The organism is Enterococcus sp. AZ091 (assembly GCF_051714805.1).
Classification (GTDB): domain Bacteria; phylum Bacillota; class Bacilli; order Lactobacillales; family Enterococcaceae; genus Enterococcus_D; species Enterococcus_D gallinarum.
This window is the reverse complement of record NZ_JBIOSO010000003.1, coordinates 48,225-68,679: the sequence shown is the minus strand read 5'-3', so window position 1 is coordinate 68,679 and position 20,455 is coordinate 48,225. Positions and strand designations below refer to the sequence as shown.

At 37.2% G+C, this 20,455-nt stretch carries 24 protein-coding genes; 23 read left to right on the top strand and 1 reads right to left on the bottom strand.

Features of this window, described 5'->3' with window-relative positions; translation table 11 throughout:
* The first annotated feature begins 107 nt into the window (after positions 1-107).
* Positions 108-569 (top strand): hypothetical protein, encoded by a 462-nt coding sequence (locus IGJ28_RS17680; protein WP_103301247.1) that lies wholly within the window; start codon positions 108-110, stop codon positions 567-569.
* A gap of 7 nt (positions 570-576) precedes the next feature.
* Positions 577-984 carry a hypothetical protein gene (locus IGJ28_RS17675; protein WP_103301246.1) on the top strand — a complete coding sequence of 136 codons (408 nt, stop codon included), beginning with the start codon at positions 577-579 and terminating at the stop codon, positions 982-984.
* A 401-nt stretch (positions 985-1,385) separates the two neighbouring features.
* Here the strand turns inward: IGJ28_RS17675 and IGJ28_RS17670 are convergent, their stop codons facing one another.
* Positions 1,386-1,658, bottom strand: coding sequence for a hypothetical protein (locus IGJ28_RS17670; protein WP_438845589.1), 273 nt, complete (start codon positions 1,656-1,658; stop codon positions 1,386-1,388).
* Positions 1,659-1,740: 82 nt separating this feature from the next.
* Here IGJ28_RS17670 and IGJ28_RS17665 point away from each other — a divergent pair, with 82 nt between their 5' ends.
* From IGJ28_RS17665 to IGJ28_RS17565, 21 genes are all read left to right on the top strand, one after another.
* A complete protein-coding gene (locus tag IGJ28_RS17665; RefSeq protein ID WP_103301244.1) occupies positions 1,741-2,112 on the top strand; it encodes a hypothetical protein in 372 nt (123 codons plus the stop codon).
* Between the two features lie 183 nt (positions 2,113-2,295).
* Positions 2,296-2,472: a hypothetical protein gene (locus IGJ28_RS17660; RefSeq protein WP_167757192.1), complete on the top strand. Its 177-nt coding sequence runs from the start codon at positions 2,296-2,298 to the stop codon at positions 2,470-2,472.
* Positions 2,473-2,652: 180 nt separating this feature from the next.
* Entirely contained in the window at positions 2,653-3,147 is a 495-nt protein-coding gene (locus IGJ28_RS17655; protein WP_138372266.1) for a hypothetical protein, read from the top strand.
* Positions 3,148-3,166: 19 nt separating this feature from the next.
* A complete protein-coding gene (locus IGJ28_RS17650; protein WP_167757191.1) occupies positions 3,167-3,340 on the top strand; it encodes a hypothetical protein in 174 nt (57 codons plus the stop codon).
* A gap of 11 nt (positions 3,341-3,351) precedes the next feature.
* Positions 3,352-3,543, top strand: coding sequence for a hypothetical protein (locus IGJ28_RS17645; protein WP_103301242.1), 192 nt, complete (start codon positions 3,352-3,354; stop codon positions 3,541-3,543).
* 2 nt (positions 3,544-3,545) lie between these two features.
* Entirely contained in the window at positions 3,546-3,866 is a 321-nt protein-coding gene (locus tag IGJ28_RS17640; protein WP_228074007.1) for a hypothetical protein, read from the top strand.
* Positions 3,867-3,921: 55 nt separating this feature from the next.
* Entirely contained in the window at positions 3,922-4,977 is a 1,056-nt protein-coding gene (locus IGJ28_RS17635; RefSeq protein WP_438845588.1) for a hypothetical protein, read from the top strand.
* Entirely contained in the window at positions 4,974-6,677 is a 1,704-nt protein-coding gene (locus IGJ28_RS17630; protein ID WP_438845587.1) for an immunoglobulin-like domain-containing protein, read from the top strand. Before IGJ28_RS17635 ends, IGJ28_RS17630 begins: the two co-directional genes overlap by 4 nt.
* An 81-nt stretch (positions 6,678-6,758) precedes the next feature.
* A complete protein-coding gene (locus IGJ28_RS17625; RefSeq protein ID WP_438845586.1) occupies positions 6,759-7,445 on the top strand; it encodes a hypothetical protein in 687 nt (228 codons plus the stop codon).
* A 12-nt stretch (positions 7,446-7,457) separates the two neighbouring features.
* Positions 7,458-7,631 carry a hypothetical protein gene (locus tag IGJ28_RS17620; RefSeq protein WP_438845585.1) on the top strand — a complete coding sequence of 58 codons (174 nt, stop codon included), beginning with the start codon at positions 7,458-7,460 and terminating at the stop codon, positions 7,629-7,631.
* A gap of 15 nt (positions 7,632-7,646) precedes the next feature.
* On the top strand, positions 7,647-7,811 hold the full coding sequence (locus tag IGJ28_RS17615; protein WP_438845584.1) for a hypothetical protein: 165 nt from the start codon (positions 7,647-7,649) through the stop codon (positions 7,809-7,811).
* A gap of 3 nt (positions 7,812-7,814) precedes the next feature.
* A complete protein-coding gene (locus IGJ28_RS17610; protein WP_438845583.1) occupies positions 7,815-8,054 on the top strand; it encodes a hypothetical protein in 240 nt (79 codons plus the stop codon).
* Positions 8,055-8,257: 203 nt separating this feature from the next.
* The gene (locus IGJ28_RS17605; protein WP_438845582.1) at positions 8,258-8,446 is read left to right on the top strand and encodes a hypothetical protein; all 189 of its coding nucleotides are present in this window, start codon (positions 8,258-8,260) and stop codon (positions 8,444-8,446) included.
* 6 nt (positions 8,447-8,452) lie between these two features.
* Positions 8,453-10,045, top strand: coding sequence for an ImmA/IrrE family metallo-endopeptidase (locus IGJ28_RS17600; protein ID WP_438845581.1), 1,593 nt, complete (start codon positions 8,453-8,455; stop codon positions 10,043-10,045).
* Positions 10,045-12,591: a VirD4-like conjugal transfer protein, CD1115 family gene (locus IGJ28_RS17595; protein ID WP_103301235.1), complete on the top strand. Its 2,547-nt coding sequence runs from the start codon at positions 10,045-10,047 to the stop codon at positions 12,589-12,591. The genes IGJ28_RS17600 and IGJ28_RS17595 overlap by 1 nt, the downstream gene beginning before the upstream one ends.
* A gap of 9 nt (positions 12,592-12,600) precedes the next feature.
* A complete protein-coding gene (locus tag IGJ28_RS17590; protein ID WP_438845580.1) occupies positions 12,601-15,060 on the top strand; it encodes a pLS20_p028 family conjugation system transmembrane protein in 2,460 nt (819 codons plus the stop codon).
* An 8-nt stretch (positions 15,061-15,068) separates the two neighbouring features.
* The gene (locus IGJ28_RS17585) at positions 15,069-15,389 is read left to right on the top strand and encodes a DUF5592 family protein (RefSeq protein ID WP_103301233.1); all 321 of its coding nucleotides are present in this window, start codon (positions 15,069-15,071) and stop codon (positions 15,387-15,389) included.
* Positions 15,386-18,013, top strand: a complete 2,628-nt coding sequence (locus IGJ28_RS17580; protein ID WP_438845579.1) for a hypothetical protein — start codon at positions 15,386-15,388, stop codon at positions 18,011-18,013. The genes IGJ28_RS17585 and IGJ28_RS17580 overlap by 4 nt, the downstream gene beginning before the upstream one ends.
* Complete coding sequence (locus IGJ28_RS17575; RefSeq protein ID WP_438845578.1) at positions 18,010-19,305, top strand: CHAP domain-containing protein; 1,296 nt, start codon at positions 18,010-18,012, stop codon at positions 19,303-19,305. Before IGJ28_RS17580 ends, IGJ28_RS17575 begins: the two co-directional genes overlap by 4 nt.
* A gap of 165 nt (positions 19,306-19,470) precedes the next feature.
* Entirely contained in the window at positions 19,471-20,070 is a 600-nt protein-coding gene (locus tag IGJ28_RS17570) for a hypothetical protein (RefSeq protein ID WP_438845577.1), read from the top strand.
* 54 nt (positions 20,071-20,124) lie between these two features.
* Positions 20,125-20,454, top strand: a complete 330-nt coding sequence (locus IGJ28_RS17565; protein ID WP_438845599.1) for a thioredoxin family protein — start codon at positions 20,125-20,127, stop codon at positions 20,452-20,454.
* Position 20,455 lies beyond the last annotated feature (1 nt).

Below are 20,455 nucleotides of genomic sequence, written 5' to 3'. Positions count from 1 at the left end.
GAGGGAAGAGAGAAGAAAAAAATTTTTTGTTTTTGTATGATTTCATTTAATGTATAATTAAGTAGATTGATTTTCATCAGATCCGTTCACTCTGAGAGGATAGTGTTATGAAAAAAAACACAACAGATTTAAAAAAATGCCTCATGTATTTTTCTCGTCAAAGTAGAGAAGAGAGGGCTTATCATAAGTATACTAATGATAAATTAATGTTGGAAAAACTTTCAATCAATCGGTTAAAGTTTCAACTAATAACACTAAAAACAAAGTACGAATACAAAAGAAATGTATGTGCTATTTTTTTAGGTACAATTTTATTAACTATATTGACGGGGACATGGGGAACTGTTTTTGATTTAACAAGAAAAATTATAGAATATGCTGTTGGAAAAGCAAATGTTGATCCACTGCTTGTTAAAGGATGGACATTAATCATTCTGATATTCTTTATCACAGCAACATTCCTGATTTTTATCACAGCATTAAGTTTTATGAGAACCTTATATCAATTACACGAAGAAATACTTATGGTGGAAGATGTATTAAAAGCTAAAAAAGAAGACAGAAAGTAGTACAATTATGGATGTTAACAAAATAGTAAAATTGCTAATACCTATCAGTATTTATGAAGTATTTGTAGTTATTTTCTTGATTAAGTTAAACGAGTTAAACGCTTATTTATTAAAAGAATATTCGAATGCTTTTTTTATGGAATTGCTACAGTACAATGGTTGGGAACCTTTGGAATATTTTGGTATGACAGTAGTTCTTGGAGCTATTGGCATAATAGGAATTGTATTTTGTTGGAACATATTAAAAAATAGCTACGTTGACGTAGAGGAAATGTTAGCTTGTATTCTGTCTATATTTTTTTTTGTGGTAACCATAATTCTCTTAGTGAAATTTATCAGTATTCCCATTTTAAAAGCAGTATTTTTAGCAACTATTGCTTTAGTAGGTGGGGCATACTCATTTAGTAAAAAATAAAAGTTTTGAAGACATTTATTTTTAAATTTTTTTGTTTTCAACCAATTATTTTCACAAAACAGAAGATGACCAAGAAATGTTTGAAGAAGTCACAATCTGGATCTAACAAATAAAGATTGAACGGTTTAAATTGTGGCAGCACCAAAAATGAAACAATCAGTGAAAGCAGCTTCTGTTGCGCCGATGTTGCCAAAACCAAGGACTGAAGACAATACGTTATGAATTATTATTGGCATGATCAAGAAAGAGTAAGAGAGTTGGTTATTAGACTACTCACAACATTCTAAAAACCGAAAGGAGGAAAGCTCCTTATCGCTTATTCTTCTGTAAGAGACAGCACAAATCATAGATGTGCTGTCTTTTTTTATAATTAAAAATGAACAAGGAAAAGATTTCCTTGTTCATTGTGTTTGTGTGGCCAATGCTTTTTGACTTAGTACATCCAATACTTCTACTGAAGCTCTTGCATCGGAAGTGACGGAAAACTGAATGAGTAAATCAACGATTTTTTCAACGGTTGCGGCTTCGTCTAGCGTAAACTCTTTGTCAGGAAATAATGAAATTAAATATTCCACTAAAGTATCACGCATAGCATCATGTTCAGCGCCGTGATTTCGCTCAATCGCTTTTTCTACAATGTGATTGAGTTCTTGTACTGTTAGGGATAGCTGCATGTTACCTCCTCCTTTCTTTATTTAGAATAATTATAACAAAGAAAAAGGAGGTGAAAGAAAAAATTTAAGGGGGTGAATCGGGATGTTTTCTTGTAGTGATTGTTATACGGCAGAGGAATTACTCGAGGCCATTCGAATGTATCAAGAAGAACGTGATTGGGCAGATTCGCTTACGTTGTCATGGGAGTATGAACCCATTGCACCTTCTGTAATTCAAGCAATCGAAGAAGCGGGCTATTTTTGTGAAGCACATTTTGATGCACTTCATAACATTTCTTATTACAAGTGTTACTTTGTTCCTGTACCAGAAAAGCAACGAGTGTGTAACCAACAACGAATCAAGAAACAAGAAGAACAGCGCAAGAAGGAACGACGAAGGGATATTCTAGAAACGTCGTTTACGCTCTTTGTCCTTCTTTTTGTTTGTATAGTGGGATATGTTTTATGTGTTTAGAACAACGAGATGAGTGGAAATACGCTATATTTTTCGATTTCAGGCGTTTCAAGTCATCGATGAAGAATCAAAAAAGTTTTAAAATATTGAAATTAGCGATTGTACATTGTGACAAAGCATGATGATCATCAATACGTTAATAATAGTATTGATTTTCTATAAAGGGAGGAGGAAACGGAAAAAATGAAGCAAAAAGAGCGATCGAAAATAGCGCTTCTTCGATCTCTTTGCCAAAAGAAACCAGAGTTAATGATTTGTGAGTTAGCTGAATTAATCGAAGCGCCAATAGAAAAAACGTTTTTTTGGATCAAAGAGTATAATCTGCCTTATCATTGGAAACTAAATTGTTTGACCGGATAAGTTTTTATCGGATATAGAAGACTTATAATCAGTAAATACCGCTTCTTATAGGCCCTCAGTTGCTTTTTAAGAGGTTTTACTTGATCGATGGAAATTCCATCGAAAACTATTTTAAAAGCTTGAGAAATGAGAATCTCGAGTTTTTTTGTCTTTTAAATTGAAGAATAGGGAGGAACTTCAATGAATGAACCTTTAGAAAAAGATCGTGTTTTACATTTATCACTTGGATTGGATGTTTTACTAAACTATAACGAGGAAGGGACCAAAATCACAACTATCCAATTATCAAAAAGCCGACTTGGCGAGTTGATTCGTAATCGTATTGTTACGCGCACTAGTATTATGCGGATTCAAAAAATCGGGTTGATTATCGGATGTAACACAAATATTGAGATCAATGTGGACGATTTGATTGGCTTTAAGGGCGACAATCCGATTGTATTGAATATTGATCATGATCAAACGGAACAGACGTATGAAGGAAAAGACATTTTTCAAATGTCGCATTTTGTATTTGTCGTGTCGGAAGAACAAGATCTTCGACCGTCTCAAATCAAACAGCTTTATCATATCAATAAAAAATACCAAAACTATTTAGATGAACAGGAAGCCGCAAAAAAAGCAAGAAAACGAAAAGTAGCGATTAGAAAAAGTGTAATCGCCCATAAAAAATAATAAAATGGAGGATTAAGTAATGAGATATTTATTAGGTATTTTGGGTATTATTTTGTTTGTTGGTTTAGTTTTTGGAAGTGTTTATTTTTCTATCTTTGATCCCAATATGAATCTAATGGTAGCAGGACTTGTGATCGCTATTGTGATTTTGGTGGCAGTCTGGAAAGTAAAAAAGAAAAAAAATCGATTTTGAGGTGATTATTTATGGCCGGACTTACGTTAGATCTTACTTCTGCTAAAAAGAAAGAGATCCAAAAGACGGTAAAGGACTTAATGAGAAAAAAAGGATTAGATTACGAGGATTGGTTAGCACAGCAAGAATTAAACTATTTACTTGATAACATTGCTGATGCAATCACACCAAAAACAAATTATGCAAATAAAAGAGGAGAATGACAATGTTAAAAACAACTTTTTATTTAGTAGTAGCAGCAACTTCTAATCCCGGACAAGTGGGTAAAAAAATCTTAGATGATGTGAAAAGCTGGTTACTTTTAGCAGCAGCCGGATTCGCAACAGTACAATTCATTTTAGCCATGTTTGCTTACATGTCAAAAAACCCTCAGAAACATGCAGAGGGGCAGGAACACGCATTTCGAGCATGTCTTGGTCTAGTTGGCTGCTTTTGCGCAGGAACGATCATTGCTTATTTACAAGGACAAGCTTCAAGTTGGGGGGCTTCACCTGCAATTATTGAAACGCTCTTGTTACGGGGATAACTTTATGATTACTTCCGTTTCAAACCTTTAGTCCTTGGAATTGGAGGTGATGACAATGATTAAAATAAAATTTGAGAAAAAATATGGTTTTCGAAAAAAGCCTTATTCTTTAGTAGAAGGTCTAGAAGTTCTAGCAGATTTGGACGCGGACTTTAATAAAAGAAATCAAAACGAAGAAGTATACATGGAGCTGTTTGATACAAAGGATAAAGACTTTGGTTATAAAGGATACTTTGAGCTTGGGTTGGAAAATGGGGATTCTTTTTTAGAATGGCTAGAAAAGACATTGATGAACGAATTTCCGAATAACAGCACAGAAATCCAAGAAATGATTGATCTTCTTACAGAAGAAATTGCTCAACAAGCACTATCTGCTAAAGAAATACCTATAAAATCAAATAAACCACGAAAACGATCACCCTGGATTATTAGTGGGGTGATCATTTTTATATTGCTATTAGGTGGAGTAGGGGCATATTTTCTAATGGGTAATCAGATATTTCCTATAACGAGTGCAGTAGAGACCAAAGAAACGTTTAGGGAAGATCTCCAGTTGTTGGTACCAAAGGAATTAGCGGCTAAATATCCTGATCAGCTAGAGGAGATAGCTGAATACTATAAGGACAATCAGAATTGGGACAAATTGAAAATGTTACAAGAGACACACCCTACTGCTAGCGGTGCATTTGATCTAGCTTTTTATGAACGCGATTGGGATACGGTGATTCAAACAGATGTAACCACACTGACTGAAGAGAGAAAAATTATGCTTTGTTTTGCATATATTGAGAAAAATATGATTTTTGAAGCCGAACTTTTAGCAAAAAAATTAGACTCAGACCAGTTGAATGAAGCTCTTGACTATGCCTATCTACACCAGATTGGAAGTTTGATCAAAGAGAAGAAATTGAATGATGTTGAAGATATCGGCAAAAAGATACAGTCTGCTGTTCTTCAAAAAGAGTATCAAGAGTCGGTAGACAGTGCGCATATCATGAATGACATGATTGACTTATATCAAAAGCAAAAAGATACAAAAAATAAAGAAATATGGGAACGTCGCCTAAATGACTTAGGAACAGCTCTAGAAGAAAGGAGATTAACTAAGTGAGTGAAGATGAAAAGCAAAACAGATATAGTCGCAAAGCAATAAAAAAGGTAAATAGAAAGGTCCTCATTGGAACAGCAGCTACACTTTTATTAGGTGGAACAGCTTTTGGTTTAACTAAATTGAATCAAGATAGTAGTGTCACACCTATGCATCAAATGAAATCAACAACAGAATCTACAGAAGAGAATAAGGACTCAATAATCCGTCCCAAAGCGTCTCAGAAGACACAAGGAGACACAAAGAAACAGCAAGATAAAGTACCTTCGGGTTTGGAACATTTTGGTATTATTCGTTCTGAGACAACGAATGAAGGAAATTATGTTGCGGCGGCACAGTTGAATCCAGAAGAACTGTCAGTTGTTGCAACTGCACTTAAGCAATCAATTGAGAAAGAGACGGAATTAGCTGATAAAGCAAAGGATACTTTGGTAGTTCAAGACAGTCCTACGAATACGCCAGTAGCTCCACCTATTATTAGTGTGGATCCAGTGGCACCAATTGAGACACCAACAAATCCAGAACTACCGCCGGTTGCTGTTGATCCAGTCCCCGTATGGGTTGGACCTAAAATTTATCCGAATAGCCAATTTCCGGTCATTCAACAAAATGGAGCATTTCAAGCTAGCGACTATTTTTATGTCGTTGCTGGATCTCAAGCTGATCCATTAATTACTACTACGACAATTGATACAAGTATTGCAGGAACTCAGACGTTGACTATCACGGCCATAGATACTCAAGGTTATTCTGATACAGTATCCATTCCAATCTATGTGAATAGTCGGCCAACCCTCTCATTATCTACTAAAGAAACAACAATTCCAATTGGATCAACGATCGATCTTGCATCGTATGTGACAGCTGAAGATCTAGAAGACGGTGTATTATCTTCAAAAGTAACATATACAACGGATTTAAATCCTTTTGTTGAAGGAGTCTATACAGTTCATTATAAAGTAGAAGATAGTTATGGAGCAGAGGCTGTCGCTTCAATGAAAGTCAAAGTTGAGAATGAAGCACCTTCTCTTTCAAATGTGAATATGACAATACCAGTTTTTTCTGAATTTAATCCGGAAAATTATTTGAATCAAGTGGTTGTCAAGGATAGAGAAGATCAAAATGTGAAGTTAACCTACAACGAAACTGAAATGGCTGCGGTTGATCCTACAAAGCCTGGTGGCTATGAAGTCTCTCTTACAGCGACAGATTCCTATGGAAAGAGTACCACTGTGGTAGGGAAAATCACTGTAGAGAATACACCACCGAAGATCATTGGTGTTTCCAACAAAACAATTTATCAAGGAGAATCATTTGATCCTTTAGAAGGTATCAGCGTCATAGATAACGAAGAAGTGCTCGATTTGTCTCAAGTTGTAGTAAGCGGGGAATATGATTTGTCTACACCTGGTGAATACACGATCGTCTTATCGGTTTCTGATTCTTTTGTAGAAACAACGGAATCTTTTGTTTTGACGGTTCTCCCAGCTGACGAAGAGATAGAGCCAGATAAACCAGCAGAGGGCGAAACCCCTTCAGATCAAAACCCGACGGAAGAAGTACCAGAAGAAAGCATTTCAGAAGAATCCAAAGAAGAAGCGCAGCTGACTGAAGATTCTGTTGTGGATGAAGGACAAGCCACAACCAAAGTCGTGCAGGAAGGTAATGCAGCCGAAGAAGTTGCTGAAATTATCAATGAATAAAAAAGAGAGAAATTTTCTCTCTTTTTTTGTTGGAGGTGTATCACTTTGTCGTACAAAGCAATAGGAAAGAGGAAATTTAAAATGAACCAATTGGTGTCGCAGTTGAAAACAGATTTGTCCATGAAAGGCTTCTGGATCATTCAACTGCTAAATGTATCAAAAATCCTTAAATTTATCGCTGTATCTTATGTAAAAGCTGTCTGTTGGATAGTGGTGCTTGGTTGCTTTTTTTCAGCAGTCCAATTACCAAACAATAGCAGAGAGGAAGTTGTAAATTTTGTTTTTATATTATGGCTTTGCACGGTGTTCACATTATTTATCGTTTTTTTTGCGACACTATATGTTACTTCTGATCTGAAATCGAGATTAGGAAGACAGCTGCTTACTACAGGAAGTGTTTTATTCATTTATGGGCTTTTAGGTGGTGGCAGGTTGGAAACCTATCTAGGTTTGGAAATGCAAAAAACAGAGGACTTGAGTCCTTTTCTAGAGAATTACTTACCAGGCTTTATAGCAGCGTTTGTTCTTTCTTTGTTTGTCAAAGCTATAGGCGAGTTTGTTTTAGAAAAAAGCGTGACACCTATCTTACTGGAAGATCATTCAGTATCGTGGCAGGCAGCTGAATGGCTCAATCCTTATTTGGATCCTAATAAAACGATTTATGAACGACGATTTGACGGGCTTGATCTAATTGAAGTAGAGTTTCGTCTTCGTTACTCTACGTGTACACTCTCGGCTGTTGCGGTTGCTCCTCTTCCGTTGGAATGAAGGAGGGAAGATATGGCTATTGCACCGGGAAATAAACGACGAGCCGCCACGCTTGATCCAAAACGGCAACAGCGACTTGCAGAAATTCTTTCCGACTCCACTGACAAGTCATTTACTGATTTTGTACGGAAGTGGATTGATCAAGAGTATGTATTGTTCACCCAATGGAATAAGAAAATCAAATAAATAAGGAGAGACCATATGTTAGCAAAGATCCGAGACTATCGAATGCAAAGAAAATGGGATAGACTGCTAGCCCAAGAAAAGCGTGCAGGCATACGTAGAGATAAAGGATTCCGCTACCGAGATAACAATGTTCATAGTGTTACCTCAGGGCATGCGAGACACCCAAAGAAAGGGGATTGATTGATGGCTACTATAGCTTCTGTAATTGTCCTATATATTTGGCTGCATGTGACATTCCTACTACCAATAATTACTCTAAATCTAGCGGTTGCATCGTTAACAGAAACGAGCTTGAAAGAAGTGATTCTTGACATTAAAGTTCACAAAAGTATTTTCAAATTGATTATCCTTATATTTGTGGGAATACTTGGTATCAGCCTGCTTATAGTTATTATCGGGAAGATGATTTTAAAAGGAGTGTGAGATAAAAGAGTGATTGTAAAGGAAAAACTGCAAATTTGTATTATATATGAAAAAGTTTCAGAGAATAAACAGAATCTATAAACTGTTTTTTATCAAATGGGAAATATACTGAATTATCAATATTTGTGTAAGCAACGGGCATTTAAGAACCCCCTTCTCTTTTTTAATAGCATAAAAAAAATTAATAACGGAGGAAATATTTTATGGAAATTGTTCAATTAATTGAAGTAGAAGGTACTGTATTGACCTTTGAAGACGATAAAGGGAAGAAAATTGTGTTCCCTGTCGATCTAGAATTAGCTGAAGAGTATGAAAAAAATCTCAATGATCAGACGGAAGACCAGGAACCTTTACTGTTTGAGCGTTCTCAAATGGAACAATTGCGGAGGTAATCAGACATGGCCTATAAGAAAAAACAATACAAAAAACGCAGCACAAAAGAAATCCAACAAGAAGTTAATGAGTTAGTAGGTAAAGGGCTAGAAGCAATCAAGCAATATAGCGTGGATCCAAAAGACCAATTGGAATTACTTCAGTTTATGAGTCGCTTCCACAACTATTCCATTAGAAATCAGTCGCTTATTTTGGCCCAGTTTCCTGGGGCTTATGCAGTTGGCGGGTATGTAACATTTAAAAATATGGGCTTTCCACCAATTGAAAAATCAAAAATTCGTATTCTGCGGCCAAACTTTTTCAAACTATTCAAAGATACAAGCGGTGAAAATCGAATGGTCACAAGTGCCACACCAGAAGAAAAGAAACTCATTGCAGCTGGGAAATTGGAAAGTTGGGAAGTGAAGCATTTTAAACCGGAAAGTGTCTTTGATATTTCTCAAACTGCTGCACGTCCGGAAGACTATCCCAAGCTGTTTCCTAATCGGAGAGTCGAGTTTTCGGTAGAAAGTGATCACCTCATTAACCAATTAGAATCTGCCTTGTTTGCTATGGGAGAGAAGTTTGGAGTTCCAATAAATAATGAAAATACGTCTATTTTTGGTACAAGAGAGCTTGGATCAGCCAAAGGGCACTTTGCTAGAGACAACATTGGAAACAAGGAAATCGTCCTAAATTCGCGGACAACGAAAAGTGAACGGATTGCTGTATTGATTCATGAACTGGCTCATGCCACCCTTCATGATCCTACGAATCTGGATGGCTCTTACTGGACCACACAAAATTTGAAACCGAAAGATCTTTCTTTAAAAGAGCTACAGGCTGAAATGGTTTCATATGTAGTGAGCTATGAATATGGTATTGATACGTCAGAACAAGCAATACCTTATATTGCAAGTTGGACAAGACATTTGGCAGCCTTAGAAGAAAGTGGTCCAGATGCGCAATTTCACCTATTAGAGGATGTTCAAAAAGTGAGTCACTCATTTATTCAATTTCTTGATACGCACCTAGAGCAGCAGCGGGCCGCCGAAAAGGAAAAAGTGATCACTGAAGAACAGGTACAGGCTTTTTGTCAGAAGTATCATATTCAAGAAAATAACGTGTTTACTCGAGAGAAAATAGAATCTTTCATACGGGAAGAACCAGAATTGACTGAAAATCAATTGTTTGCGGCTCTTCATTCGCACCAAAATGATACGTTATTTGAATGGGCGTACGAGAATCAGAAGCCGGCGGAGGCCATTACGCATTATATAGAAGAACAACAATTGAATCTACGGAAAAAAGTTTATAGTGGCCATGCTTTTTATCAAGTAGATGAAACGATTGAATTACTATTAGAAAAGCGCAATGAGTATGAACAATTTGAGTTGATCCTTCTCAATGAGGTGGGCGACTGTGACACCTATAGCTTTCCTTCGGAACAAGATGTTTTTCAGAAGCTCAAATCACTTATGGCTTATCCAATCAATGCTTTAAGTGAACGAAAAGTTGACTTGTGGAATGCTAAAAAAGAACGAAAGCACCAGCAGGCATTGATCCATGACCAAGTCATGCGAGAAACCTATCTTGAAGAAACAGGTCGTGAAATGTAATGAAGGAATTCAGAGAAGAAAAAAATACGATTTTCTTGACGAAACTGAAGCGTTGGTTTGAAAAGGTCGATAAGAAAGAACTTCGGTGGAAACTAGGTGTAGCGGTTTTTATTGTCTGTACCTTGATAGCAAATATCATAAGTTCCTTGTTGTTCAATTTATCAAACAATTTGTTAAATGGAAATCCTTTGTCAAATCCATTTGGGCTTCACATGATTCGTTATCCATTCATATATTTAGTGGTTTATCTCTTAGGGATAGGCTTTTTTTATTACCTTTTTTTACAAATTAAGATTAATTATGAGTCATTAGAAGAAGGGGACCAGGCAACTGGACGTTTTACCACTTTAGATGAATTGATTCAACAATACAAACAAGTCCCAATAAAAGGACGAACTCCTGAAGAAACTTATCCTGGAGAGAGTGGAACAATCGTAGCTAGACACAAAGACAGTCTGTTTATTGATACGGACCCAGCACATAATTACACGCTTGGTCGATCTAGATCTGCTAAAGGGGAAACGAAAGTAATTCCGGACATGGATGTTTACTCTCGATCAGAAGAGAAACCTCATTTGATTTATGCTTCAGGAAAATATGAATTGGCTGTTGCAGCAATTGCAAAAGGAACATTCAAAAGAAGGGGCTATGAGACACACATTCTCAACCTTATTGATATGAAACGATCCTTTCAGTACAATCCTCTAGATCTTGTAAAAGATGCTTATATGAAAGGTGATATCGATGAAGCGATTGAGCTTTGTAAAACCTTCAGTTATCCGCTTTACCATAATGAAGAAGCGAGAGAGCCAGTATGGGAGGAAACGGCAATGGCTCTTGTAAATGCTGTCATTCTAGCACTTTGTCATGAGTTCATTACGAAAAGTGACGATCCGAAAAAAACAGAAAAATATATTTCACTGTATGCAGTGTCCAATATGTTGGTAGAACTTGGTGATGTGGATGAAAATGGCGATACATTATTGGATAAATATTTTGCCAACTTACCAGCTGGGAATCCCGCGAAACTTGAATACTCCACTGTATTGTATGCAAAAGGACAAATGCGCGCTTCTATTTTCGCTTCAACACAGGCAAAACTTCGACAATTTACAGCGCCACAAGTGGCAAAATTGATGGCACGATCTACTTTTGATTTTCGTAAGTTGACCAAAGATGAGTCTCCAATTGATATGACGAAAAAAATCATTGTTCGGGGCTATGTGGATACTCAGACTGAAGGGGAATACACGTTAACATATGAGATCACGAATGATTTTGATGAAAAAGTCCACGTAGAGAGAATGGTTAAAGTTGGGAAAGGACTTGTATACCAGTCTTTGCCTAATGAGGATCCCTATTTTTCTGGAGTGGAACATATTGAAATGCCGCCAGGTGCAAATTTCGATCCAAGAGCAGGTGTTACATGTATTTATAGATACAAACCACAAGCGGTTTTCTTAGTTTTACCTGACTATATTCAAACCAATTACATTATCGCTAGTACATGGATTTCGCAAATGTATCATGTCGCTAGTGACTTTGCCTCTTCGTTATTATCCGGGAAATTGTTAAAACGAATTCGAGTTCCTTTGGACGAGTTTGGAAATCTACCAGGTTTTTCTAATATTGGTTCGATGCTGTCAGTCGGGGCTGGACGTGGGATTCTGTTTGATTTTTATGTACAGCACCCGAATCAGCTGACGACTCGATACAACGAAAAAGTTGGAGAATTCATACAAGATGAGGCCATGAACAAATTTTATCTTTTGAGTGGTTCAAAGAAAGCAAGAGAAGATTTTTCTTCTATTTTGGGTAATCAGGAGGTGACCGTAAAAAGCCGCTCAGGAGGCGTTTTTGATTTGAATAAACAAATTACGGAAAGTGTTCAAACGAGACCGTTGGTATCTCCAGATGAATTAGGACGTCTTCAAGAAGGAGAAGTCATTGTGGAACGTTCGATACACCGACAGGATTTAAATGGAAATAAGGTTCGACCATACCCCATTTTCAATAGAGGTGAGGACGGCTCTTTACTTTATGCGCACACTTACTTGAAGGATCAGTTTGATCCGCAGGAAAGTATTGATTACTTAGATTTACCATTTGTACCAAATTTACCTTTAGAAACGTATTCGAAAGAGTTTGTTGCACGAATTAAAAATCCGCTTGCCAAACAAGAACAAATGAGTATAGAAAGCAGAAAAGAAGAGGAGTTGAGACAGCTTATGGCTAAACCAGAAGCAGTATTAGACAATGAATATAAGGATGTAGAAAAAGCTGGAGTAGCAGCGAATCTGAATGAGATCCAGGGGGCTTATGTAGAAGGTGAGCGTAAGACATTGATAGAGGTCTATGGACCAGAAAACACGACTATTATTTATGATCAAATGATCGCGTCATATCCTGAGTTGACAGAAGAAATTGATCAACTGGAATATTACGAGGACTATGAAAAGTTCCTCTTCAAAAAAGAACATGAAGCCTGCCTGTTAAGAATTCAAGGATTGGGCCTTGGACTGTTTACAAAGAAAGAAACAGAGTAGAGGTATCTTATGGAAACAATTGACTATTTATTGGACTATGAGAAATATCTCAAGGTCTCGAGTTTTCTTTGGAATATTTTTCGATGGATAGGTTGGGGAATTATTTTCCTGTTCAAGGTGTTGTTAGAAGGGCTTGAAAAAATCTCGAGCAATGTGTTTAAGCTAGTGGATTTCCTTTCCTATGATGGTGTAAAGAAGTTTGTCAATGACAATATTTTCTTAGCTTATGCGATTGGAACAGTCTGCTTAATTGTTTTCTTTTTACGCTATATGAGTAATAAGAATTCTTCTATGAAGAGTCTATTCAATAATCTATTACTCTTTGTAGGGGTGATTATATTATGTCTTAGTTTGACCTCAACAATCACAAACAAAGTGTTTGGGGTGGCTAAAGCAATCAATCAAGAAAATACTACGGCAGCTGCAACAATTCTAAATGAAAATATCTATGATATAACTTCAATCGATGCGAATGATTGGAATGGGGTAGAAAAGGTTCGGCATGTATCCTATAAATCGTCTCAATATACGTTTTTTGATATCACTAAAACGATTGATCCCGGAAAGTTTGAGTTTTCATCTGATAAATCAAAGGATATTCTATCCAATCGAATCGATTTTGATAGTCAAGGGAAATACAAACTTGTAAAGCTGGATACCGGTATGTTTACTATTGAAAAAGAATACTATTACCGCTATTCCTGGAACTTCTGGACCATTTTCTTCACATTAGTAATGACGATAGCTGTCACGCTGTTTACGGCATTTAAGTATTTGCAATCTCTATACAATATAGGCTATAACGGAGTGATCATGCCATTTTTTGCAGGTAGTGATTTTACAAGTGGCAGCAAAATACAAAAGATTATGATGAGTACGTTGAATATTTGGGTCAACGTACTTCTTTTTTCCGTCTCTTTGAAAGTTTATCGGCTATTTATTGGTTATATATCTGAAGCGTCTATCGATAATGTTTCGAAGTTAGTGTTTCAGTTAGTCCTAACTGTTTTCTTATTTGAAGGCCCCTGGATCATTCAAGAGCTTACAGGAATTGATGGAGGAATTAAGTCTTCTGTAGGGCAAGCATTGGCATTAGGAGGTGCTTTATTCTATGGAGGCAAAGGAGCAAAGGCTTTGGCTAACAAAGCGAAAGATGCAGGTGGAAAAGTAAAACATGCGTCTAAGTTTTTGGCTGGCTTGGCGGATGGGGTTACAGACGTAGAAGGCCTAAAGAAAAAAATGCAGCTAAAAGATACGAAGCCTACTGAAAAACAAGCAAGCCCAGATATTCCGACTCTTTCTGAAGAAGAAAAAGAAGCGTTTGCGAAAGAAATTAAGGGAAATCAAAAAGACACACAATCAGATAAGGACAAAACACAACTTCAAGATCCATTGAATCATTCAAAAGATGAGGAAACAACTGGAGTTCCTAACAGTTCGATGACAAATGATACACCTGATTTGGCAATTAAAAATGGAGACAAAACAGAATTAGAGAAAGACTCGAATTCACCACTTGAAAAAGCTAAATCAGAAGATCCAGCAAAAGAAGAAATACCAAAAGCAAAAGCAGATATTGTTCGACCAGCAGGTAATGAGACGGAGATTCCGGATGAATTGAAGTCGATTATGGCACAAAGACCGATCGAAGATACAGATAATAGTAAACCGAAAGGAAATTCTGTATCACTGAAAGATCGTGTACAAGCAACTGAAAACGCAAATGAATCGTTCGCAAACGTGTTGAAACAAGGTAACCACGGTAAGCTAACCGGACAAGTGAAGCCAGAATTGCCTTCTCAATCGCTTAAGGAAACTCTTTCTAGTGATCCGACCCGATCCAGCGTCGGACAGTCAAAAGGAGCTTCTTCTATATCTTTACCGAATTCTGTTATGCAAGCGAAAAACCAACTCAAAATGGAGCAACAAGCTGGAAATGTTCTTTCCCAGACAATACCAAAAGACTTTATTCCAGGCTCTAATGTGAGATCTTCAGATACTGTAGGAAAAGAAGCAAGATCGGTTCTACTTTCTGGCCAAGAACAAAGACAGCTCAAAGCAGTACAACCCCAAGCAATTGCAGCAAAACAGACGCTTGGAAAAGCGGCCATGGCTAGTTCACAATTACAGAGACCGTCCGCAAGCCGTCAAGCTCTTGCTGGTCATATTTTAGGTGTAAGACCTGCTACACGTCCGTGTGTTCAAGTACCATTGACTATCACGCAAAGTGCTCCTGTACAAGCCTTAAAACAAGATATTGAAAAATATAGTAAACCAATAACGGACAAAACGCTTCAGGAAGTTGTTTCAGACAAGATTGTCGATCGACAAATTAAAAAAGCTGAAAAACAAACACCATATGTAGTCACTAAACAACTAGGGAAAAATACTGGAGAAATGCTGCGAAAAGAGAAAGAAAGCAGTTCTCTACGACGCTTGTTTCGTTCTTCTAAACGTAAGAAAGAGTAGGTGAGAGAATGAGAGAATTGAGAAACGTTGAAAGCATTCGTCCTAAGAAAGAACTATTTTTTAGTTACTCAATTGTTGATCTATTGCTTATTTTTTTAGTGACTGGAATGGCATATCTAATCAGAGGGATCGTATATGATCCCTTTGAGTATGTTTTTGTTGGCTTTACTGCCGCCAATTGCATTTTTCTTTTGAAAGAACCAAAATCTAATCCGAGGAAAAAGCATGTTAATGTCATGCTCTTAAGTGTATTAAGAGTGTTTAGGAAATCTAATGCCCCTATTCGGTCCATTGATCTATATGAGTATGGAAAGAGGAGAAATGAATGAAATTTGATACAACTAAAGTGGAACCAGCAAATAAACATAAAAAGTTGAAAAAAAAATCGAGGGCAACTTTTCAGTTTCAGATCCCCAAGAAGAAAAATCAAGCGTCTAAACAAGTATTGCAGCAGGAGCTGAGTCAAGATGAGCTAAAAGATATCGGCAAACGGAAAAAAATGTTACGGAAGATGACAGAGATCCATCCGATAAGAGGATGGGGATCTGAACCGACAGAAAATTTTATTCGTTACACCAGAGGTTATTTTGAAGTAGTAAAGATGAGAGGTCACAATTTATTTGGGATGAAAGAAGAACAGTTTTTTAAGATTATGGAATCTTATGCTGCCCTCTCCAGTCTATATGAGCCCCCTTTTAAATTGATCTCGATCCATTCTCCAGTGGATACTTCTATGCAGCAAGGGTATTTTCGACGAACATTTCAAAGAGCGTCTGAGAATTTTCAAAAAGATATTCTTCAGACAAAATATGAGGAACTTGCTTCAATCGCAAAGTACCGTCAAATGGAAGATTACTTTATTTTTATCTTTGGCTATGATGAAAAGACTCTACGGGAAAATTTAGAAGACTTCTATAAATGCGCAGGTGTTCTTCAGTTGGAAAAGCTGAACCGAGAAGAAAAAGTTCAATTACTTTTTCGAATGAACAATCCTACAAAAAAATTGGCACCAGCACCAATTAAAAATTTAGAAATTACAGATAAACGAGTATTAGATTCGGGGATCGATCCGGAACTATTGTATCGAATTCAACCATTAGGAAATTCCAAATTCACTGAAACAGCCATGCGTACGGATCAGTGTTGGCAAGCATGCCTACACGCTTTTAAACTTCAACCAGAGCCAGATTATCTTTGGATGTCGCCTTTAACTAAGATAAAGGACAAGATTTTGATGGTTGACGTCGCCACACAATCGGATGATTCTTTGCGGCAAGATATTCAAAAAACACTTGTCCACCTAAAAGGGACGTATCAAAAAACAAATGATGACACAGAAAAAGAAATGATTCAAGAAGAATATACACGTTTGATCAGCCTTTCCAAAGACATTCGGAAAAAGAGGGAAATCATGAAATATGTGTCAATCCGTTTGTATCTTTACGCGGATACACAAAAAGAGCTGGAAAAACGTGTGAAAGAAACGCAGAAAAAGCTTGAGAAAGAAGAATTCGGATTTGCTTGTTTTACTTTAGAACAAGAATACGAATGGCAGTCTCTTTTTCTGGATTATTTCTCTCAAACAATGCTGCCTAATCAACGTTCTGGATTAGATATAGCAACAAACGAGTTTGGTGCGAGTTATCCAGCCAATCAAGTTTATTTATCGGATGCTCGTGGTCAATACATTGGTGTTTCAAATACCGGTGGTCATATCTTTCTTGATGTATGGGAGTACTTAATGGATCAGAACCGTACCTTCTACAATATTTTAATTACTGGTCTTATGGGGAATGGGAAAACAACCCTAATGAAGAAAATAATGGACGACAATATCGGTCGAGGTTATCTGGTTCGGGGATTTGATAAATCTGGTGAATTTACTCGCTTGATCAGGAAGAGAAAGGGTGAAATTATCCGTCTTGATGGTCAAGATGGCCGTATCAACATTTTAGAAGTGATTGCATTAGCAGTGAATGATGAGACGCTAGAAGTAAGCGAACAATCCTCATTTATGATGCACCTGTCTAAATTAGGTACCTGGTATTCAATTTTGAAACCGAGTGCGCCAATCGAAGAACTAGATATGTTTGACTCGATTATTATTGAGCTATATAGAAAAGCCGGATTATCAGATAAGGATGGTCATGTAACCAAGATTACAGGGTTACCTTCTGAGCGCTACCCTATTCTTTCCGATGTGATCAGTGTGATTGATGATCGATACAAAAATTCGAAATATGAACAGGAAAGAAATCACCTTTATAATATTCAATCTACACTGACAACGCTATTGCAAAAAACAAATACGCTTTTTGATGGACCAACGACGATTCCGGACATTTCCGATCAACAGGTCCTCTTTTTTAATATTGACGGTCTGTCAAACTTTGAGCAGCGCTTTGTTAATGCTCAATTATTTAACGCGTTTAATCTATTTAGTGCAACACTCTTTAATAATGGCCGAAGGGAACACAGAAGATATCAAAGAGGTGAGATTTCTTTTGAAGAGATTCGCAGGGGAATGTTCTTTATGGCTGAGTCCCACAATCTGATTAATCAAAACAATCCTCGAATGGTTTCATTCTTTAACACCTATGCTAGAGAAGCGAGAAAGCGATATGCTGGATTATGTCTAGATACGCAAAGTGTACGCTCACTTGTATCCACTACCAAAGATAGCACTAGCACTAACGATGATGAAGCAAAAGACATCTACGATTTTATGAACTATCGCTTTTTCTTCCAACCTGGTGACGGAGAAAGCGAGAATCTGAGTGAAGAAAATGGTGGTGTCTTAACAGCTGAGCAAGCAACAAGATTAAATAAATTTATTCCAGGACAGGCGTTGCTTCGAATTGGAAAATCAGATGCTTATGAGTTATTTGTCTACGCTTCAGAGGAAGAATTGGATCTTTACGATGGAGGTGGACGCAAAGGCGGAGACATATGATTACTAAAAAAATCAAGAAGCGATTAATCAAGTGGGTACTTGTATTTGTTGCTTCGAACATTTTCCTAATCGGCTCTTTAGTTATTGTCACAGCACTTATTGTTGGTGTTGTTTCTACCGTTAATGATAGTCAGTCAAATTGTATTTCGAACACGATCGATGTATCTGAAGGGAATGATTCAGCAGTTCCAAGCTCTATTGAAGAGTTTGTAAGAGGTCATGCGGAAGCGTATATGCTTTCATGGAAAGCCGGAGGCTTTTTGCCTTCGGCTAGTATTGCTCAAACTATGGTCGAAAATGGGTTTAACTTTACAAATCCTGCAGGAACTTCGTTTTGGCAAGCACACAATATGGGTGGTGTGAAAACGTCTAAACTGAGTGACTTTCCAATTACATTGGCTACCTTTGGAAAAGATTCGGTGGATATTACTGGCACGAAACCTGGAACAAATGTTGGAGATAATACAGGAGGGGCATATACCTGGTTTAAAAATTATGATGCGGGTATTGTTGGCAAGGCAGAGTTCATGGCACACCAAACCCTATATACTAGTGCGATCAATAATACCGATGGAATTAGTACGCTTACTGCAATTTATAATGGCGGTTGGGCGACTGATCCTACGTATTTAATGAAATTGCAGAGTGCCTATAAAAATTTAGGGACTAAGTTTCAATGGTTAGATCAAGAAGCTATTAGTAAATATGGACCAGCACCGTATGAAAAGAAAAATCTTTCTCCAGGTTTAGATATTGATTTCTCGAAAGATGAATCGACGACTTCAGAAGATGGCTGTCCGGTATCTTCCGCAGATACAAGCGATCAGATCGTAGGTCAAAACTCAGCCCCTATTTTAGAAGTTCCGGCTGAGTATCAAGGAAAGTTAACTTTACCGGATCCAGACAATCACAATTATTCAGGAAACAATTATCCTTACGGACAATGTACCTGGGGTGCCTATAATCGAATGGCGCAAATCGGAAAACCAATTGAATGGTTTTCAGGTGACGGTGGTAATGGCGGATCGTGGGCAGCGTCTGCAGAAGCCAGAGGATACACTGTCGTAAAAGGTAAACCACAAGTTGGTTGGGCAGTTAGTTTTCCTGGAGGAGTCGCAGGATCAACACCGCCATACGGCCATATTGCAGTCGTAGAATACGTGAATGAAGACGGCAGTATTCTGATCAGTGAAACGAATGTAATCAATCCTGGTTCAGGAACTCGTTCTTGGCGAGTGATCAGTAAAGGAACAGTTGATCAAGTTGAATTTATTCAAGGAGGAAAGCATTAGAATGGAGAAGAAACGAATCTCTATGGGCGAATATAATCTATTGGAATTGAAGACTGTGACTCAAGGAGGAAGATTAATCGAATGTTTTTTTGACAACAAAGATCGGTCTTTCATAAATAAAAAGCAGTCTAGAATTAAAAATGAATCAAGGAGGTCGGAGTCAAATTGAAAGCCAATCGAATACGAGCTATTGGAGGTACGACACTCATTTTATTATTGGGGACGTGCCTTTTTCTATTGTTTCAAAATGTCAGTTTGCGAGGACAAGTTAAAGAATATCAAGCAGACACACAGCTTTTGCAGCAGAGCGAAGCCAATTTAAAACAAGATATTGAAACGCTCTCCAATAAGTATGACGAGTTGTATAAAGAAAAAAACGGGACAGCAAATAAAGAGTTGATTATGGCCGTAAAAATATTATTTGCTTCAATTTATGACTATGATACGTCCAAAGCAGATGGCGATATCATTGTTCGAAAAGACAAAGCAAAAGAAGGAGCAACAGATAAAGTCGTTGAGTATTTGTTTCCAGAAGACTCTTCAAAAACGACGACTACGGTAGACTCCGTATCACGCCAGACAAAGGATCCTGAAGTCTATCTTATGTCTTCAGACAGTCGTCAACTTCAAGCACTTGTTGTTGTTGATTACGAAGTGTCTATCGCCGGGAGCAATAATTTAACTGGTCATTATATGTATAAAGTTACCTATAACAATGAACTAAAAAAAATCAATTCTATTGAAAATATAGGTGAGTTTAATTAATGGAAATGAGAAAGGAGATCGTATGTGAAAAAGAAATTCCTACTCTCTTTTGCTATGTTCCTAGTATTATTTGGATCAATTTTTTTCATTAGCATGAAGAACTTTGAGGATCAGAAACAACCTGTCGAGATTTCTGAAAAAGAATCAAGAGTGATTGTATTTTATCGAGACGATTGTCCAGACTGTCAGAAGGTATTCCCTTTCTTATATGCTAGAAAGCTCGTGTTTAACGACTTGCTATTTGTGAATATGAACACCGAGTCAAACCGAAAATATATTGATCAGTATTCACTTGAATCGGTACCTACGTTTGTTAGTAAAGGTGATTTCTATAGTGGAGTTAGTCTAGAAAAAATACACTCACTGCTTCAACAAAAAGATTAAA

What these genes read in the sequence shown, in the direction of transcription:
- IGJ28_RS17680 (WP_103301247.1), top strand. Translation starts at nt 108, where the DNA reads ATGAAAAAAAACACAACAGATTTAAAAAAATGCCTCATGTATTTTTCT.
- IGJ28_RS17675 (WP_103301246.1), top strand. Translation starts at nt 577, where the DNA reads ATGGATGTTAACAAAATAGTAAAATTGCTAATACCTATCAGTATTTAT.
- IGJ28_RS17670 (WP_438845589.1), bottom strand. Translation starts at nt 1,658, where the DNA reads ATGCAGCTATCCCTAACAGTACAAGAACTCAATCACATTGTAGAAAAA.
- IGJ28_RS17665 (WP_103301244.1), top strand. Translation starts at nt 1,741, where the DNA reads ATGTTTTCTTGTAGTGATTGTTATACGGCAGAGGAATTACTCGAGGCC.
- IGJ28_RS17660 (WP_167757192.1), top strand. Translation starts at nt 2,296, where the DNA reads ATGAAGCAAAAAGAGCGATCGAAAATAGCGCTTCTTCGATCTCTTTGC.
- IGJ28_RS17655 (WP_138372266.1), top strand. Translation starts at nt 2,653, where the DNA reads ATGAATGAACCTTTAGAAAAAGATCGTGTTTTACATTTATCACTTGGA.
- IGJ28_RS17650 (WP_167757191.1), top strand. Translation starts at nt 3,167, where the DNA reads ATGAGATATTTATTAGGTATTTTGGGTATTATTTTGTTTGTTGGTTTA.
- IGJ28_RS17645 (WP_103301242.1), top strand. Translation starts at nt 3,352, where the DNA reads ATGGCCGGACTTACGTTAGATCTTACTTCTGCTAAAAAGAAAGAGATC.
- IGJ28_RS17640 (WP_228074007.1), top strand. Translation starts at nt 3,546, where the DNA reads ATGTTAAAAACAACTTTTTATTTAGTAGTAGCAGCAACTTCTAATCCC.
- IGJ28_RS17635 (WP_438845588.1), top strand. Translation starts at nt 3,922, where the DNA reads ATGATTAAAATAAAATTTGAGAAAAAATATGGTTTTCGAAAAAAGCCT.
- IGJ28_RS17625 (WP_438845586.1), top strand. Translation starts at nt 6,759, where the DNA reads ATGAACCAATTGGTGTCGCAGTTGAAAACAGATTTGTCCATGAAAGGC.
- IGJ28_RS17620 (WP_438845585.1), top strand. Translation starts at nt 7,458, where the DNA reads ATGGCTATTGCACCGGGAAATAAACGACGAGCCGCCACGCTTGATCCA.
- IGJ28_RS17615 (WP_438845584.1), top strand. Translation starts at nt 7,647, where the DNA reads ATGTTAGCAAAGATCCGAGACTATCGAATGCAAAGAAAATGGGATAGA.
- IGJ28_RS17610 (WP_438845583.1), top strand. Translation starts at nt 7,815, where the DNA reads ATGGCTACTATAGCTTCTGTAATTGTCCTATATATTTGGCTGCATGTG.
- IGJ28_RS17605 (WP_438845582.1), top strand. Translation starts at nt 8,258, where the DNA reads ATGGAAATTGTTCAATTAATTGAAGTAGAAGGTACTGTATTGACCTTT.
- IGJ28_RS17600 (WP_438845581.1), top strand. Translation starts at nt 8,453, where the DNA reads ATGGCCTATAAGAAAAAACAATACAAAAAACGCAGCACAAAAGAAATC.
- IGJ28_RS17595 (WP_103301235.1), top strand. Translation starts at nt 10,045, where the DNA reads ATGAAGGAATTCAGAGAAGAAAAAAATACGATTTTCTTGACGAAACTG.
- IGJ28_RS17590 (WP_438845580.1), top strand. Translation starts at nt 12,601, where the DNA reads ATGGAAACAATTGACTATTTATTGGACTATGAGAAATATCTCAAGGTC.
- IGJ28_RS17585 (WP_103301233.1), top strand. Translation starts at nt 15,069, where the DNA reads ATGAGAGAATTGAGAAACGTTGAAAGCATTCGTCCTAAGAAAGAACTA.
- IGJ28_RS17580 (WP_438845579.1), top strand. Translation starts at nt 15,386, where the DNA reads ATGAAATTTGATACAACTAAAGTGGAACCAGCAAATAAACATAAAAAG.
- IGJ28_RS17575 (WP_438845578.1), top strand. Translation starts at nt 18,010, where the DNA reads ATGATTACTAAAAAAATCAAGAAGCGATTAATCAAGTGGGTACTTGTA.
- IGJ28_RS17565 (WP_438845599.1), top strand. Translation starts at nt 20,125, where the DNA reads ATGTTCCTAGTATTATTTGGATCAATTTTTTTCATTAGCATGAAGAAC.